This is a genomic window from Pseudomonas sp. AC070 (assembly GCF_979258635.1).
On the sequence record NZ_OZ409871.1, the window covers coordinates 4,371,766 to 4,388,131 of the forward strand.

Below are 16,366 nucleotides of genomic sequence, written 5' to 3' on the forward strand. Positions count from 1 at the left end.
GCAAATTTACGGAAATTTCAGCTTGACAGCTAAGCCCCAGCCAAGAATAATGCGCGCCACTTGGCTACATAGCTCAGTTGGTTAGAGCATAGCATTCATAATGCTGGGGTCCGGGGTTCAAGTCCCTGTGTAGCCACCAAACAAAACAAGGGTTTAGCGAAAGCTAAGCCCTTTTTTGTTTGTGCGGTGACTACAGAAGTGACTACAAGCGGACTACAGCATTAGTCATTTCTCGTAAGCGCGCCCCACCTCAAGCAGCCCTATCAGCTCATCCATCCAACGCATGAACTCTGCTCGCGTAGCAGCGTTGAATTTCAGAGCAGTACGACCATCTCCCATCACTACCGATTGCAGCATCAGCGCAAGCTCTGCTGCCTTACGGTGCTGCTCACTGGTCAACATTAAACCTACATTAGACATACATTACTCCTACGTTATCGATTCGAGTTTCAGGCGGCTGCACAACCCTTAGAAACTGAACAGAATCTAAATAGAGCTCGTACTGGAAACCGTCGTTTGCCAATGACTCATTCCAACTATGCATCAGAAGGCAAGCGCGAACGGCCATCCCAGGGGCAGGCAACACAATGCCGACCACCTGAGCAGGCTCAGTGTCATGAGTCCCCTCATCACCCCAGTCAATACGGCATACAACCCATTTACCTAGCAAATCGACCGCGTGCGAAGCTCCAGGACGCAGAATTACCACTGGCTCTACGGTGCTCATAAGCGGTACGCCTTCAAGTAGGCTCTAATTGCCTGGCGAATATGGTGTGAGACCGACGAACCATCACGAGCAGCTATCACCTTCAAAGCATCCAATTGCTGAGGAAGCATCAGTAGCGTGTATGGAGTCTTTTTCGGCTTCTCCCCTACATCGGACAGGGCTGCGAGATTCAAGCCCACAGGAGGAGCGGAGAACGCTTGTTGAGCATCTTGCTTAACCTTTATCCGGTAGCCATCCAAAGCCCTTTTCAAGCTAACCTCAGTGGATGTCTTCACATCAGCAATCGCCGCTGCCTTGGATAGCCCCTCGTAACGCTGGATATAGCCAATCAGCTCCCGTCTCTCATCCGCTTTCATCAGACCACCTCAAATCACAATAGAACATACATATGTTTATAATGTTTTTTATGTATTTAACTCGAAATCAAGCCCCCGTCAAGACCAGTAGAATCGGGCCTTTCGAGATAAATCATGTTCAATGAGGTTATTTAGTTCGGTTTATATGACGTGTTACAGGGACGTCACTCGGCCGCTCGCTTGCTCTGTACCGAGCCGCGCGCTCGCGGCCCAGTGACCCCGTGCAGTTACCTAGACGGCATCCATGCCTGCGCTGGTGCCCACACCCTGGATATGAAGCCATCCAGGGTGTGGCTCGGCATCCATGCCTCACCAGCTCAAATTAGGTGACTACATTCAGCAGTTTTAAAGCAGCAGAATGGATAGCTGAGGATCAAGACAGGCCGGACACCCCGGAATATGTAGCCCTGAGGTTTAGCAAGGACGAACTACGAGGATTCATAATGCTGGGGTCCGGGGTTCAAGTCCCTGTGTAGCCACCAAACAAAACAAGGGTTTAGCGAAAGCTAAGCCCTTTTTTGTTTGTGCGGTGACTACAGAAGTGACTACAAGCGGACTACAGCATTAGTCATTTCTCGTAAGCGCGCCCCACCTCAAGCAGCCCTATCAGCTCATCCATCCAACGCATGAACTCTGCTCGCGTAGCAGCGTTGAATTTCAGAGCAGTACGACCATCTCCCATCACTACCGATTGCAGCATCAGCGCAAGCTCTGCTGCCTTACGGTGCTGCTCACTGGTCAACATTAAACCTACATTAGACATACATTACTCCTACGTTATCGATTCGAGTTTCAGGCGGCTGCACAACCCTTAGAAACTGAACAGAATCTAAATAGAGCTCGTACTGGAAACCGTCGTTTGCCAATGACTCATTCCAACTATGCATCAGAAGGCAAGCGCGAACGGCCATCCCAGGGGCAGGCAACACAATGCCGACCACCTGAGCAGGCTCAGTGTCATGAGTCCCCTCATCACCCCAGTCAATACGGCATACAACCCATTTACCTAGCAAATCGACCGCGTGCGAAGCTCCAGGACGCAGAATTACCACTGGCTCTACGGTGCTCATAAGCGGTACGCCTTCAAGTAGGCTCTAATTGCCTGGCGAATATGGTGTGAGACCGACGAACCATCACGAGCAGCTATCACCTTCAAAGCATCCAATTGCTGAGGAAGCATCAGTAGCGTGTATGGAGTCTTTTTCGGCTTCTCCCCTACATCGGACAGGGCTGCGAGATTCAAGCCCACAGGAGGAGCGGAGAACGCTTGTTGAGCATCTTGCTTAACCTTTATCCGGTAGCCATCCAAAGCCCTTTTCAAGCTAACCTCAGTGGATGTCTTCACATCAGCAATCGCCGCTGCCTTGGATAGCCCCTCGTAACGCTGGATATAGCCAATCAGCTCCCGTCTCTCATCCGCTTTCATCAGACCACCTCAAATCACAATAGAACATACATATGTTTATAATGTTTTTTATGTATTTAACTCGAAATCAAGCCCCCGTCAAGACCAGTAGAATCGGGCCTTTCGAGATAAATCATGTTCAATGAGGTTATTTAGTTCGGTTTATATGACGTGTTACAGGGACGTCACTCGGCCGCTCGCTTGCTCTGTACCGAGCCGCGCGCTCGCGGCCCAGTGACCCCGTGCAGTTACCTAGACGGCATCCATGCCTGCGCTGGTGCCCACACCCTGGATATGAAGCCATCCAGGGTGTGGCTCGGCATCCATGCCTCACCAGCTCAAATTAGGTGACTACATTCAGCAGTTTTAAAGCAGCAGAATGGATAGCTGAGGATCAAGACAGGCCGGACACCCCGGAATATGTAGCCCTGAGGTTTAGCAAGGACGAACTACGAGGATTCATAATGCTGGGGTCCGGGGTTCAAGTCCCTGTGTAGCCACCAAACAAAACAAAGGCTTACCTTCGGGTAGGCCTTTGTTGTTTCTGGACTTCCCCCGCGCTGCTCTAGCGTGCTCATCCCATCAAAGCCGCTCGCGAATGCAACGCTCAAATATCTCAGTGATCGGACCAGGATCACCAAACACCGCAGCGATGTTGGCTGGAACCCCATTCCGGCGTTTCAACCTACCACCAATCGTTTTGAAATCCGGCATTGATGATGATGTGTCCAAACAGAACACGTTGAGCCGTCCGTTGCCCTCGCGGAAGGGGTGAATCATGTTTACTTCGCCGTAAAAATCTGCGGCTGAAGCAACAAGTTTCTCCCGGCTTAATCCTTCAAACCAGTTTGCCGCTGCCAAGTCTCGGAACAACCTGGCTGACTGGGGCTCAATACGATCAACGTTACAGAACCGAGTTTGCTGCTTTGCAATATCGATCGTTCTAATTTTGCCCGCCAATTCCTAAACGCCACCAAAAAGCGTGCGGTGAATTGCGCAGAGGTAGCGAAGATCGTAGGGCGGAAGCTCAAACTCGATTTGGTTGAGCGCGGCTATAGAAATATCGCGCTCGGCTTCGCTGAGCGCATCCTCGTCGTTGAGGTACAAAATATTGCGAAGGACTGTGGTTCCTGGATAACAGTACGGATCAGATGCCGTGCCGTATTTATCACGCATTCGGCTTGTTCGCGCGTGATGGAGAAGCCCCTGACGAACAAGAAGGTTTGCCTGTCTCTGGCTTCGCCACATCGAAAACCTCCAAGCGAAGGCTGGCCGAATAATTCGACTGACGGGTCTGCGCAAAATAGGCTTTTTTCACCGCAAGTGAAGGCTTAGACATGCGGTCCCCCATTTCAAAGATGGCGATTATCCCACCGTGCGGGATACCTGGCGGTAATGCTTGTTTTTTAGACACTTCGACTCTACAAAGCAAGCTACGAAGAGAAGGATCCAAGAAGTCGTAAATGCCGCCCTGCTTCCCCGCGGCAACCTCCGTTAGTCGATACCAGACTCAGATCGTTCTCCGGACACAACGCCCCACATCGCGCAAAAAGGATTTCGCCGTGCTCTCCCGTTTCGCTCTGCCCGCCCTCCTCTTGCTGCTCCTCAGCGTCGCCCAACCCAGCTTCGCCAACACACCCTGTTCCGGCGCCAAAGGCGGCATCGCCCGTTGCGATGGTGAGCTGTTTATTTGTCGTGATGGTTCGATCAGTGGGTCGAAGAAGAACTGTGCGGCGATCCATGGCGGGAGCCCTGCGCCGTTGAAGGCGGTGGGTGGGAACGCGGGTGGGGATTGTCCGTGTGGTGGCGGGACGTTGTGTGTCGGGCCGCGGGGTGGGGAGTTTTGCGTGACGCCGTCGGGGAAGAAGAGTTATCGGCGTAAGTAGTCAGGCGACCAATCTTTCGCTTCCGACCGGTTCAGGCAATTGCTCCTATAATCGCGCGCGCTGGAAGCGGGCAAGCCTATTGCTGAATCCTTGCGCAGGCGTTTCCCGAGTACGCGTTGTGGCTGATATCGGAACGAACCAGGCCAGCAAATGGGCATCAAAGTCCAGACGGCATTTGAGCCAGACTAATTTCGTTAAAGCGCGCCCTGGGCGAGCGGAGAAAACATGAGAGACGATTTCGACGACATCCGCGCCGAGCGCGACCGCCCTGTCCGCTCCGGTAGCGCGACTCATAGCAATCCTCATGCAGGGCTGTGGAAGCAGATCGCGCTGGGGCTTGTCGTGGGGTGGGTGGTAATTGCGGTTTTAAGCGTGTTGGGTTGGACAGTGTTTGGACATCTAGCGTTGGGTACGTTGAAGTTTGGGGCGCCGTAGTCGAGGTGGTTGATGGGCGGCTCAGGGGTTGAGCGAGGACGACGGCGTTAGCGCTAGATTGAGGATTTAAGAGCTCGAGGCTGAAGCCTCTCCTACAGGATCGGGTCCGGTGGGAGGGGCTTTTGGCTCGGGCTTCTTTGTTTTAGGGGGTTCGGCCGCCGTCGCTGCCGATGAAGCGGGCGATCTCTTCCAGGGCGGGCGCTTTGTAGCGCAGGGGGCGCGACAGGGCGGCGATGAGGCTGATGTGGCTGACGTTGTCGTAGTAGTGCTCGCTCACGGGCACGCCCACGTCGCGCAGGCGGTTCGCCAGGCCGCCGGTGTTGCGCTTCGGGTTAACGAGGTCGTCTTCTTGCGCGGCGATCAACAGGGCTGGCGGCGCGCTGGCGGTGACGTGGTTGATGGGTTGCGAGTCTGGTGGGCTGTTGGGGTGGAAGAACACGGGGCGCACGTTTGGGTTTTCGATGGGGAGAAAATCGTACGGGCCGGCCAGACCGATCCAGCCGCGAATGGCGCTGGCGTTTAGGTTGACCTCAGCCAGCAGGCGCGTGTCGAGGGCGAGCATGGCGGCGTTGTAGGCGCCGGCACTGTGGCCCATGAGAAACAGGTGCGCGGGGTCGCCGCCGTACACGCTGATGTTTTGGTAAACCCAGGCGAACGCTTGCGCGCTGTCTTTGAGGAAGTCGGGGTAGCGCACCTGCGGGTACAGGCGGTAGTCGGCGATGACGGCGACGTAGCCTTTGCTGGCCAGTGCCTCGCCAACGAAGCGGTAGTCGTTGCGCTCGCCGCTGTTCCAGCTGCCGCCGTAGAAGAACAGCACGACCGGCGTGGGGCCGGGTTTCTTTACGGTGGGCACGTAGATGTCCAACTGCTGACGCGGGTCACTGCCGTAGGCGATGGCGCTGGTTTTGCGGTAGGTGTCGGTGGGGGTGATGGCGTTGAGCAGGCCTACAGGGGAGCAGGCGCTGAGGAAGGTGCTGAGGGCGAGGAAAAGCGGGGTGAGCAGTCGGCGCATAGAGGAAGTTGCTCTTGAGTTGGACTGCAGCAGGAGTGAACGCCTTGCCCTCTCCCCTAGCCCCTCTCCCGCAGGCGGGAGAGGGGAAACAAGCAATGGTTACGAAGACAAGTACGAAGACCGTGTCAGCCCTAAACGCAATGCGTCGAGGAAGTGGGTGCGTTCCCGTGGGCTGATCTTGGCGCTGGCCACTTTGTCGCGGTAGTGGGTCATCAGCTCCTCGGGAGACAGGTGCACGTAACGCAGCATGTCTTCGATGGTGTCGTGGGTTTCGATACCGGCGTGGTACGCGGTGCCGTCCGGGTTCTGGTAGATGTTCACCGAGTCGGTGTCGCCGAACAGGTTGTGCATGTCGCCGAGAATTTCCTGGTAGGCGCCGACCAGGAAGATGCCGAGCAAGTAGTCTTCACCTTCGCGAACTTCGTGCACCGGCAGGCTGGTTTCGATGCTCTGCTCGTCGACGTATTGCTTGATTTTGCCGTCGGAGTCGCAGGTTAAGTCCTGCAGCACGGCGCGACGCAGCGGTTCTTCGCCGAGACGGTGAAGCGGCAGAATCGGCAGCACCTGACCGATGGCCCAGGTGTCCGGCAGGCTCTGGAATACCGAGAAATTGCAGATGTATTTGTCGGCGAGTTTGTCGTTGAGCTCGTCGAGCACTTGGCGGTGCGAGCGCTGGCGGGCTTTTAGCGAGTTGTGCAGGCGGCGGCACACGGCGAAGTAGCACTGCTCGGCCAGGGCCTTTTGAGTGAGGCTGATTTTGCCGTCGGCGTATTGGCTGGCCACGTCGCTCATGTAGTGGGTGGCGCGCCAGTAGGTTTCGGTGACCATTTCCAGGTCCGTCGGGCCCAGCAGGTCGACCAGCCATTGTACGGTTTCGGGCAAGGTTTCCTTGTCGTCAATGGCCGGCACTTCGTCGTTGTGCTTTTCCACGTCGGTCACTTGCACCACCAGCATGGCGTGGTGCGCGGTGAGCGAGCGGCCGCTTTCCGAGAAGATGTGCGGGTGCGGCAGTTCCTGCGCGTCGCAGAATTCTTTAAGCATGCCGACCACGACACCGGCGTAGTCGTCCATGTCGTAGTTGATGGAGCTGGCGTTGCGCGAGTGGGTGCCGTCGTAGTCCACGCCCAGGCCGCCGCCGACGTCGATGTGGTCCACCGGCAGGCCGAGGCCGCGCAGTTCGCCGTAGTAGCGGATGGCTTCTTTGAAACCGTGTTGGTAGTCGGCCAGGTTGGCGATTTGCGAGCCCATGTGGAAGTGCAGCAGGCGAATGCCTTGGTCCAGCTTGGCGGCGCGGAAGCGCTCGACCACGGACAACAGCTGCGCGGCCGACAAGCCAAATTTGGATTTCTCACCGCCGGTGTCGGCCCACTTGCTCGAGGCCAGTGACGACAAGCGCACGCGCAAGCCCACTTGCGGCGCGACTTTAAGGTCGGCCGCTTCTTCGATCACCAGCTGAACTTCGGATTCTTTTTCGATGACGATAAAGACGTTGTGGCCGAGCTTCTGGCCAATCAGCGCCAGGCGAATGAATTCGCGGTCTTTGTAGCCGTTGCAGACGATGGTGCCGCCCTTCGGCGCCAGCGCCAGCACGGCCAACAGCTCGGGTTTGGAACCGGCTTCGAGGCCGATGGAAACGTTCTGGGTGGCGATGATGTTTTCCACCACCGCTTCCTGCTGGTTGACCTTGATCGGGTACAGCGCGGTGTACTGGCTTTGGTATTCCAGGCGCGCGATGTTGGCGTCAAAGGCGCCGGTCAGCTGGCGTACGCGGTCTTGCAGAATGTCGGGGAAACGCACCAGCAGGGGCAGCGACAGCCCGCTCTGACGCAGTTCTTCAACCTGTTCGAACAGGTCAATCGGCGCGCTGTTCGGGCCGCTGGGGCGCACTTCGACGCGGCCCGCTTCGTTGATGGCGAAATAGCCAGCGCCCCAATGGCGAATGCCGTAAACGCTGCGGCTGTCCGCAACGGTCCATTGGCTGCCGTCATCTTTACGTGTGCGTCGTACGGACATTCAGGTTCCCTTTTTGGAAGAATTCAAAAGCGCCGGGCAGCCCCGACTCGAGCAAGGTAAGCAGTGGACATGACGTTTTCTGAGGTGTTCAGCCGCATCGATGGCGGACAAAGCTCGCGAAAGTTTAGGAGGCGACGGGTCAGCCGCCAGATTTCTTCGCGTTGAAGCCTTGCTTGATCAATTCATCGAGCAGCAGCTGCACATGGTCGCCCTGGATTTCGATGATGCCGTCTTTGAGCGAACCACCGCAGCCGCAGCGCCGTTTAAGTTGGCTTGCCAATTCTTTAAGCGGCTCCTCGGCCAGGGGCACGCCGGTAATGGTGGTCACCGTTTTGCCGCCGCGACCTTTGGTTTCACGGCGCACGCGGGCGATGCCATCCCCGTCGGGAATAGCGGTCTGTTTGCAGATGCAGGCGTCCACCGGTTTGCTGCAGTCGGGGCAATGCCGGCCTGCATCGGTGGAAAACACCAAACCGCCGAGGGCGGAAAAGGACGAAGCTTTCTTGACCACCGGGTTGTCCTCGGTCAGGAAGGTCCAGCGCAGCGTTAGTAGGTGGACCTGAAAGCGACTGGCTGACGAGGTGTCAGCCGCGAAGCCCCACTCTGGCAGGGGCAGCGCACCTGGGCCGGGAGGCTCAGGCTTGAAAGGCGGCGCAGTGTACCGATAATTTTCGCTGTTGCTAATAGCCAATTTGCGCCATTAAACGCTGAATTCGCGACCTGCGGCGCCGCTGCGTAAATAACGTTTGAAGGCTTCGAGGGAATCGGGGCAGAACGGCAGGTTTTGCGTGGCGGCTAGCGCGGCTTCGATGGTGACAAAACGGGCTTCGAGCACCTCCTCTGGTTGCAGGCGCAACGGCGCGTCGGATACGGCGGAAAACACCGCGCCCCAGAGGCGATTGTCCGGTTGATCGAAGAAGAATCGACCGTGCTCGTGAAGGGTAACGCCGCCGATGCCCAGCTCCTCTTCCAGCTCGCGGGCGGCCGACTCGGCGTAGCTTTCGCCCTGCTGCACCATGCCGCCTGCAGCGACGTCCCAGTAACCGGGGCACACCGCTTTGCTCAGGGTGCGACGGTGAATGCACAGTTCGCCGGCCGAGTTGAACAGCAATATAAAGGTGCCGCGCCCGATCAGCCCACGCTCGCGCAGTTCAGCGCGCGGCAGGCTGCCCAGTTCTTTGTCGGCTTCATCAACCCACGCGATGTGCTCGGCGTCGGAGGCGGCCCGATGGGCCACCTCGTTGGCAGACAGCTCGGCCATCAACCTTGGCTCAGCAATTGGCGCAGGTCGATGATGGCGGCGTTGGCGCGGGAGATGTAGTTGGCCATCACCAGCGAGTGGTTGGCGAGAATGCCGTAGCCGCTGCCGTTGAGCACCATGGGGCTCCACAGCGGTTCCTGACAGGCTTCCAGTTCGCGAATGATCTGACGCACGCTGACGGTGGCGTTCTTTTTCGCCAGCACGTCGGCGAAGTCCACTTCAATGGCCCGCAAGATGTGCGACAGCGCCCAGGCCTGGCCACGAGCTTCGTAGAACACGTTGTCGATCTGCATCCACGGCGTTTCGTACACTTCCTCGCGCACGGCCGGCACGTCGCCAGCGGTCACGGTTTGCACCGGTTCCTTGGTGCCGCTGTTCAGGCGAACCTGACCGACGCTGGCAGACAAGCGTTGCGACAGCGAACCCAGGCGCGTGGCGGTGTCGCCCAGCCAGTTATTGAGGTTGTCGGCGCGGGTATAGAACTGCGCGCTCGGCTGGTTTGGATCGGCCAGACGCGCCAGGTAACGGTCGAGTGATTTGATGCCCTCGCGGTATTCGGCTTCGGAGGCCGGCAGCGCCCAGCTTTTGTTGTCGAAGTTGAAACGCGGCTCGGCCTTGGCCAGATCCGGGTCTTCGGTGGACTGGGTTTGCGAGCGGGCGAAGTCTTTACGCAGCGCGCGGGAAAGGTCACGCACCTGCACCAGCGCGCCGTATTCGAAGCTCGGCATGTTGTCGAGCCACAGGCCGGGCGGTGCGAGGTCGTTTGAAAGGTAGCCGCCCGGTTTATCGAGCAAGGTCGACACCACTTTCTTCAGGGTTTCGACCGTGGTGTAACCGCTGACCAGTTGGCGATTGGCTTGCTGGGCCGCCTGTTGAGCGTTTTGCTGAACCTGAAACAAACCGGGTTCTTGGCTCCACCACCAGCCGATAAGGCCTGCCACTATTAAATACAGCGCCAGCAAGGTGCCCAGTGCGCGACTCACCCAAAGGCCGCCGAAATAGCTGCGAGCGCCGTCTACCGAGTTACCGACGCCGTCGCGCACGGTGCTTGCGCGGTTCTTCCAATTCAACATGGCTTTGTCCTTTCAATCGAAGTCAGCAGTTCGACCACAGCCTCTACAGAGGGTGCCGCCTGATTGGCGCCTCTTTCTCGGAGTGCGCGGCGGGGCACTGTTCTATTGCGGTCCGCCGGGCACTATAAGGGAACCGCTTGCGGATGCGCAGGGCGCCGACGCAAACTTAGCGCCGGTTGTGTAACAGGTTTGTCACCGATCAGACGTTTCTGCCGCCCGTCAAAGAATCGATGTACGACTGGCGTCAAATGATCGACGGTACTAGCCTGTAAGAGTGCCACTGGTAGCATAGCGCCACCATTCGAGCCGCCCCCGCGGCACCGCCGTATCACAGAAGACGTCCGGCCATGTCCGAGCAAGAAGATCTCAGCAGTGACCGCCTCAAGCATCACTTTGCCCAGCGCGTAATTCACCAGGCGCGGCAAGTGCTGGAAGTGTGGCAGCGACTGCAAGAGCGCGAATGGAACGACACGGAACTGGCCGAAGCCAACCTGCGCTTGCTGCGTTATGCCGAGCGTTTTGGGCAAGAAGACCATGCGCAACTGGCCCGCAGCATAGGCCAATGCCTGGAAGCCAGCGGCGCCAACAAAGGCCGCCTGAATAGCGCGCTGATCACCGAACTCAATCAATTGATGCAGCGCTTGTCGCGCACCGGGCTGCGCCATGGCGATCAATACGAACAAACTTTCCTGCCGCCGCTGCGCAAACCCGTTTATGTCGGTTTGCAGGATCGCGAGCGCGCCGAGCGCTTGGCTCAGCAGCTGGAATTCTTTGGCCTGAGCGCGCAATCGTTCGGCAGCGTCAGCGCCTTCCGCGCGGCCATGCGCGAACGCCACCCGGCCGCCATTCTTATGGAAGTCGACTTCGCCGGCCCCGGCCAGGGCTTGGAGTTGGCCAACGAAATTCAGCAAGACCTCGAGCAAAAACTGCCGCTGCTTTTTTATAGCGAAGAAGAAACCGACACCCCTACCCGCCTCGCCGCCGTGCGTGCCGGCGGGCAAGAATTCTTCACCGGCAGCCTGGATGCCTCCACCTTGCTGGAGCGCATTGAAGTGCTCACCCATGTGAGCCAATACGAGCCCTTCCGCGTGCTGGTCATCGACGACTCCCGCGCCCAAGCCACGCACACCGAACGCGTGCTCAACAGCGCCGGCATCATCACCCACACGCTGACCGATCCGATCAAAACCATGAGCGTGCTGGCCGAGTTCCAGCCGGACCTGATCATCCTCGACATGTACATGCCCGAGTGCAACGGCACCGAGCTGGCGCAGGTGATTCGCCACAACGACCGTTACGTCAGCGTGCCAATTATCTATTTGTCCGCCGAAGACGACCTGGACAAACAGCTCGATGCGATGAGCGAAGGCGGCGACGATTTCCTCACCAAGCCGATCAAGCCGCGACACCTGATTGCCACCGTGCGCAACCGCGCTGAACGAGCGCGCAACCTGAAATCGCGCATGGTCCGCGACAGCCTCACCGGCCTATACAACCACACCCATATTTTGCAGTTGCTAGACGACACCCGCATTCGCGCGCGCCGCGACAACCAGCCGGTGACGTTTGCCATGCTCGACATCGATCACTTCAAAAAAGTGAACGACGTATACGGCCACCCCATGGGCGACCGCGTGATCAAAAGCCTGGCCCTGTTCCTCAAACAGCGTCTGCGCAAAACCGATCATATCGGCCGTTATGGCGGCGAAGAATTCGCCGTGGTGCTGCCCAATACCGACGCCGAGACTGCCGCGAAAGTGCTCGACGGCATTCGTCAGCGCTTCGCGGAAATTCACTACCCCGCCTCGCCGCAGGATTTGTCCTGCACCTTCAGTTGCGGCATCGCTCAACTGATCGACGATGTGGACAGCAACGAGCTGTCCAAACGTGCCGACCAAGCGCTGTATGCGGCCAAGCACGGCGGCCGCAATCGAGTCGACATTTTCAAAAGCTGACAACCGGCTCAGGAAAAAGCGTGACGCCCGTCACGCTGTCATCAACTTGCAATGAAAGAGCAATAAATTCAGGACTTTACAGCCAGTCATGGCGTTTTGACGCCATGGGTTATCGGTCGAGTCCTCCCTATGCGCCTGAAGCAACTAACCAACCTCAACACCGCCCTGCTCGTTGCCGTTTGCCTGGCGCTGGGCGCCACGCTGTGGTGGTCGCAGCGCGCGCTGGAACGGCCCTATCAGTTAATGGAGCAGTACCTGAGTTTGTCGCAGCGCTTCCAAACTGAAGTGGCGACCAATATTCAGGACTACCTCGGCAGCGGCGATGCCCTGCGCCACAGCAGCGCCAGCCAGGCCATCGACGCCCTGCAACAAGCCACCGACGCGCTGCCAGACGAACTGGCAGCCAATCTGCGTCCCAGCCTCAGTGATTTGCAGCGCTTCACTGGCACCGAACTGCTGGCGGCGGGCAAACTGGCCGGCGACCCGCAAGGGCTGTTGCTGCAAGCCGAGCGGGAAATTTCCGGCGCGTTGGAACAACTCAGTGCCTATGCCGACAGCGCACCGGCCGACGCTAGCGCTGCCTACCGCGCGCCGCTGTTCAACGCCGCCGTGCACCTCACGCGCCTGAGCCACGCGCGCGGCAAGCTGGTGAGCAGCGGCCGCGACGAACTGGCCGGCGACGTAGAGCGCGAAGTGACAGTGCTCAGCCAGCAAGCCGACGCCCTGCAAGCGCTGCCGCTGTTGGGCGTGGCCGATGCCAGCAACTCCGCTGCCGATGACTTCGCAGCGATGATGGGCATTGCCTCGGACATCAGCGCCACTCAAGCCGAGGACCGCGGCATTGCCCTCAAGCGCGACCTGGTCAGCCTGATCAAACGCTACCCGGCCGAATTGGCGCGCACCCGTGAGCTGATCAAAAACCGTGGCGCGCTGATGAGCAAAACCCGCGACACGCTCGCCGCCACCCAGCAAGCGCTGGACGCCGTGGCGCCTGCGGTGCGCGCGGAATACGGCCGCATCCAGCTGCAAGTGCGCGTGCTGCAGGGGGCCATGATCGGTTTGATTCTGCTGATTGCGCTGGTCATAGACCGTATCCAGCGGCGCCTCAGCACCGTATTGAGCCGCCTGGCGCCGTCGCTGTCGGCCTGGGCCCAAGGCAACTTTGCTGACGGCATTGTGCTGGACTCGAAAACACGCGAGCTGCGCGACATTGAAGAGTCGCTCAATCGCCTTCGCGCTTATTTGGTCGATTTGGTAGGCACCATTCGCCAGCACGCCGAACAAGTGGCCGGCAGCAGTCGGGCGCTGGCCGAACTGAGCAATGGTTTGCACAGCGGCGCCGAACGCCAGGCCGGTGATACCGAGCAGATTCGCGATGCGCTGGGTGATTTGGAGTCGACCATTCAGCAAGTCGCCGGCGATGCCAGCCAGGCCGCAGACGCCAGTCGCGAAGCCGGCCGGGCGCTGGAGCAAGGGCAAACCGTAATCGGCCAGAGCCTGACCGGCATGCACATGCTGGTCACCGAGGTGCAAGGCAACGCCCAGGCAATTGAACGGCTCGCCGAAGAAACCGCCACCATTGGCAGCGTATTGACGGTGATTCGCTCGATTGCCGAGCAAACCAACTTGCTGGCGTTGAACGCCGCAATCGAAGCCGCGCGGGCCGGCGAAAGCGGGCGCGGGTTTGCCGTGGTGGCCGAAGAAGTGCGCTCGCTGGCCCAGCGCACGGCCGGCGCCACGGGGGAAATTCAGCAACTGATCGGCCGCTTGCAGCAGGCCGCCGGGCACTCGCTGGAAGCGATGCGTGCGCAAGTGGGGCATGCCGAAGCCACCGCCAGCCAGGCCGAAGCGGCGGACGGCGCGCTGGATGAAATCGTCACCGCCATCCGCACCATCGCCACCATGGCCGAACGCATCGCCGACGCCACCGCGCAACAGAGCGGCGCGGTGAGCGAGATTCGTGGGCATAGCGAGCGAATTCATCAATTGGGTGGCAGTAACCTTGAGCGCATTGGGCATGGGCGTAATCAGGGGGAGCAGTTGCAGGCGTTGGGTGGGCAGTTGCATACGGCGGTGCAGCGGTTTCGGGTTTAGGTGAGCGTCGCGTACGCAATTCTGGATCGTCGGACCGCCGGCTACGTGGGGATGACGGAGTGTTTTGACCAGACCACCGTCGTCCTCGCGCAGGCGGGGATCCAGCGTGTCGGATTTGACTATGCTTGCGGAGTTAATGCCGGCTAGTACGGATGGCAGTGCAGTCGACCCACCCAGTAATTCCCCGTGTCGATTCACCCAAGGCCACGCGCCAACGCTTTCCGCTATGATTGCGCGCACTTTCTTTGCAGTGAGATTTCCATGCGCCGCCTGCTCAGCCTGTTTTTGCTGTTGCTCGCCCTGCCGGTCAGCGCCAGTCTTCTGGACAACCGCCCCAGCGCTACCCTCGGCGCGCCGCTGAATAACAGCGCTGATTTCCTGCCGGTGCGCGAGGCGTTCAAGCTGAGTGTGGTGCAGAACACGGCGGACAAAGTCACGCTGCGCTTCGTCGCCACTGACGGCTACTACCTGTACCGCCACCGTTTCCAATTTCGAATCGAGCCGGCCGACGTCGGCAACGGCCCCGCGCAGCTGCCGCCCGGCGAGAAAAAGCACGACGAGTATTTCGGCGACGTTGAGGTGTACCACGGCATTCTCGATGTCGATCTGCCGCTGAAGAACAGCTACAACCTGCCTTACACCTTGTTCGTGACCTACCAAGGCTGCGCGGATAAAGGCCTTTGCTATCCGCCGGAAACCGAACGGTTGGAGCTGGATGGCGAGGCCGCACCGCTAAACGCAGCCGCACCAGGCAGCGCCGCGGCAACCGTGCCAACACCCGGCTGGAGCTGGCATGAGCTGCTGCTGTTTTTCGTCGCAGGCCTGGGCCTGACCTTTACCCCGTGCGTGCTGCCGATGCTGCCGATTCTCTCGGGGGTGGTGCTGCGCGGACAGATTGGCGGCCTGCGCGGCTTGAGCTTGTCGCTGGCCTACGTGCTGCCCATGGCCGCCTGTTTCGCCGTGCTGGGCGCGCTGATGGGCGTGTTCGGCGCCGAGCTGAATTTGCAGGCGCGGTTGCAATCTGCCTGGGTGCTGGTGCCCTTTGCGTTGTTCTTCGGCGTGTTCGCCCTGGCCATGTTTGGCGTATTCGAGTTGCGCCTCCCGCGCTTTATCAGCGAGCCGCTGGACCGCATGGCCGGCAATGCCAAAGGCGGGTCGTTATGGGGCGCCGCGCTGCTGGGGGTGGTGTCGAGCTTGTTGGTGTCGCCGTGTGTATCGGCGCCGCTCGCAGGCGCGCTTCTTTATATAAGCGCCAGTGGCGATGCGCTGGGCGGCGGCTTGAAACTGTTCGCCTTGGGCCTCGGCATGGGCGCGCCGCTGGTGCTGTTTGCGGTCGGCGGCGGCACCTTGCTGCCCAAAGGCGGCAACTGGATGGTGACGGTGCGCAACGCCTTCGGCGTGTTGCTGCTCGCGGTGTCGGTGTGGATGCTCGAACGCGTGCTGCCGCCAAGCCTGGCGCTGGCGTTGTGGGGGCTGTTGGCCGTTGGCGTGGCGCTGTTCCTCGGCGCGCTGGAGTTCACCTACAAAGCGCCGCGCGCTCGGCTGGCGCAACTGCTCGGCCTGGTGTTGTTGGTGTATGGCGTGAGCGCGTGGATCGGTGCGATGCAGGGCGAAAGCGATCCGCTGCGCCCGTTGGGCAGAGCCTCGCAAACGGTCGCCACTACCGGCGCTGCACCCGTTGTCACAACCTGGCAGACGGTGAAAACGCCTTCCGAGCTGGACGCTGCACTCGCTGCGGCCAAAGCGGCGAATCAACCCTTGCTGCTCGATTGGTATGCCGATTGGTGCATCAGCTGCAAAGTGATCGAACGCGAAGTGCTGCACGCGCCGGAAGTGACCAGCCAGTTGGGGCGCTATCGTCTTGTTCGTTTCGATATCACCGACAGCACCGAAGAACAACGCACCCTACTCAACCGCTACAAGCTGTTCGGCCCGCCCGCCATTTTGTTTTTCGCACCTAACGGTGACGAATGGGCTGATATCCGTGTCGTAGGCGAGATTGATGCGGCGCAATTCGCCGAACGCCTGCGCACTGCCGCCGCGCGCTGACGAGCTGCATATATTTGCAGCAATCTGCTGCTATCGTGCTTGGTACTGCGTAGAACTGGACATGCCCAATCCGCCTGCGGCATAGTCCGGCGCAGCGTTG

At 59.4% G+C, this 16,366-nt stretch carries 15 protein-coding genes, 1 tRNA gene and 1 pseudogene; 5 read left to right on the forward strand and 12 right to left on the reverse strand.

The genetic code is table 11. The annotated features are described in order from the left end of the window. Positions 1-62 precede the first annotated feature (62 nt). Positions 63-139: transfer RNA gene (locus ACZZ0Q_RS19535), tRNA-Met, on the forward strand. An 86-nt stretch (positions 140-225) separates the two neighbouring features. On the opposite strand, the gene ACZZ0Q_RS19540 is transcribed toward ACZZ0Q_RS19535, so the two are convergent. The 7 genes from ACZZ0Q_RS19540 to ACZZ0Q_RS19570 form a co-directional block, all read right to left on the reverse strand. Beyond that, positions 226-420 (reverse strand): hypothetical protein, encoded by a 195-nt coding sequence (locus ACZZ0Q_RS19540; RefSeq protein ID WP_463541108.1) that lies wholly within the window; start codon positions 418-420, stop codon positions 226-228. A gap of 303 nt (positions 421-723) precedes the next feature. Beyond that, entirely contained in the window at positions 724-1,083 is a 360-nt protein-coding gene (locus tag ACZZ0Q_RS19545) for a ribbon-helix-helix protein, CopG family (RefSeq protein WP_463541107.1), read from the reverse strand. A 568-nt stretch (positions 1,084-1,651) separates the two neighbouring features. Beyond that, positions 1,652-1,846: a hypothetical protein gene (locus tag ACZZ0Q_RS19550; RefSeq protein WP_463541108.1), complete on the reverse strand. Its 195-nt coding sequence runs from the start codon at positions 1,844-1,846 to the stop codon at positions 1,652-1,654. 303 nt (positions 1,847-2,149) lie between these two features. Further along, complete coding sequence (locus ACZZ0Q_RS19555) at positions 2,150-2,509, reverse strand: ribbon-helix-helix protein, CopG family (protein WP_463541107.1); 360 nt, start codon at positions 2,507-2,509, stop codon at positions 2,150-2,152. A gap of 561 nt (positions 2,510-3,070) precedes the next feature. Continuing rightward, on the reverse strand, positions 3,071-3,448 hold the full coding sequence (locus tag ACZZ0Q_RS19560) for a Fic family protein (protein WP_463541106.1): 378 nt from the start codon (positions 3,446-3,448) through the stop codon (positions 3,071-3,073). Between the two features lie 3 nt (positions 3,449-3,451). Continuing rightward, on the reverse strand, positions 3,452-3,664 hold the full coding sequence (locus tag ACZZ0Q_RS19565; protein ID WP_463541105.1) for a hypothetical protein: 213 nt from the start codon (positions 3,662-3,664) through the stop codon (positions 3,452-3,454). Beyond that, entirely contained in the window at positions 3,657-3,902 is a 246-nt protein-coding gene (locus ACZZ0Q_RS19570) for a YhfG family protein (RefSeq protein ID WP_463541104.1), read from the reverse strand. The genes ACZZ0Q_RS19565 and ACZZ0Q_RS19570 overlap by 8 nt, the downstream gene beginning before the upstream one ends. A gap of 148 nt (positions 3,903-4,050) precedes the next feature. Between ACZZ0Q_RS19570 and ACZZ0Q_RS19575 the strand changes: the two genes are divergently transcribed. Beyond that, the gene (locus tag ACZZ0Q_RS19575) at positions 4,051-4,374 is read left to right on the forward strand and encodes a YdcA family protein (RefSeq protein WP_463541103.1); all 324 of its coding nucleotides are present in this window, start codon (positions 4,051-4,053) and stop codon (positions 4,372-4,374) included. Positions 4,375-4,951: 577 nt separating this feature from the next. Here ACZZ0Q_RS19575 and ACZZ0Q_RS19580 read toward each other — a convergent pair. The 5 genes from ACZZ0Q_RS19580 to ACZZ0Q_RS19600 form a co-directional block, all read right to left on the reverse strand. Continuing rightward, entirely contained in the window at positions 4,952-5,821 is an 870-nt protein-coding gene (locus tag ACZZ0Q_RS19580) for an alpha/beta hydrolase (protein WP_463541102.1), read from the reverse strand. 99 nt (positions 5,822-5,920) lie between these two features. Beyond that, positions 5,921-7,834, reverse strand: a complete 1,914-nt coding sequence (gene speA / locus ACZZ0Q_RS19585) for an arginine decarboxylase (protein WP_463541101.1) — start codon at positions 7,832-7,834, stop codon at positions 5,921-5,923. A 139-nt stretch (positions 7,835-7,973) separates the two neighbouring features. Beyond that, the gene (locus ACZZ0Q_RS19590) at positions 7,974-8,345 is read right to left on the reverse strand and encodes a translation initiation factor Sui1 (protein ID WP_463541100.1); all 372 of its coding nucleotides are present in this window, start codon (positions 8,343-8,345) and stop codon (positions 7,974-7,976) included. A 189-nt stretch (positions 8,346-8,534) separates the two neighbouring features. Further along, a complete protein-coding gene (locus tag ACZZ0Q_RS19595) occupies positions 8,535-9,098 on the reverse strand; it encodes an NUDIX hydrolase (RefSeq protein WP_463560865.1) in 564 nt (187 codons plus the stop codon). Next, a complete protein-coding gene (locus ACZZ0Q_RS19600; protein ID WP_122454109.1) occupies positions 9,095-10,168 on the reverse strand; it encodes a DUF2333 family protein in 1,074 nt (357 codons plus the stop codon). The genes ACZZ0Q_RS19595 and ACZZ0Q_RS19600 overlap by 4 nt, the downstream gene beginning before the upstream one ends. A gap of 347 nt (positions 10,169-10,515) precedes the next feature. Between ACZZ0Q_RS19600 and ACZZ0Q_RS19605 the strand changes: the two genes are divergently transcribed. The 3 genes and pseudogenes from ACZZ0Q_RS19605 (at position 10,516) to ACZZ0Q_RS19615 (ending at position 16,266) form a co-directional block, all read left to right on the forward strand. Beyond that, complete coding sequence (locus ACZZ0Q_RS19605) at positions 10,516-12,123, forward strand: diguanylate cyclase (RefSeq protein ID WP_463541098.1); 1,608 nt, start codon at positions 10,516-10,518, stop codon at positions 12,121-12,123. A 1,578-nt stretch (positions 12,124-13,701) separates the two neighbouring features. Next, positions 13,702-14,217 (forward strand): annotated as a pseudogene (locus ACZZ0Q_RS19610) (methyl-accepting chemotaxis protein); the annotation flags it as partial. A gap of 261 nt (positions 14,218-14,478) precedes the next feature. Beyond that, complete coding sequence (locus ACZZ0Q_RS19615; protein WP_463541097.1) at positions 14,479-16,266, forward strand: protein-disulfide reductase DsbD; 1,788 nt, start codon at positions 14,479-14,481, stop codon at positions 16,264-16,266. Positions 16,267-16,366: the final 100 nt, after the last annotated feature.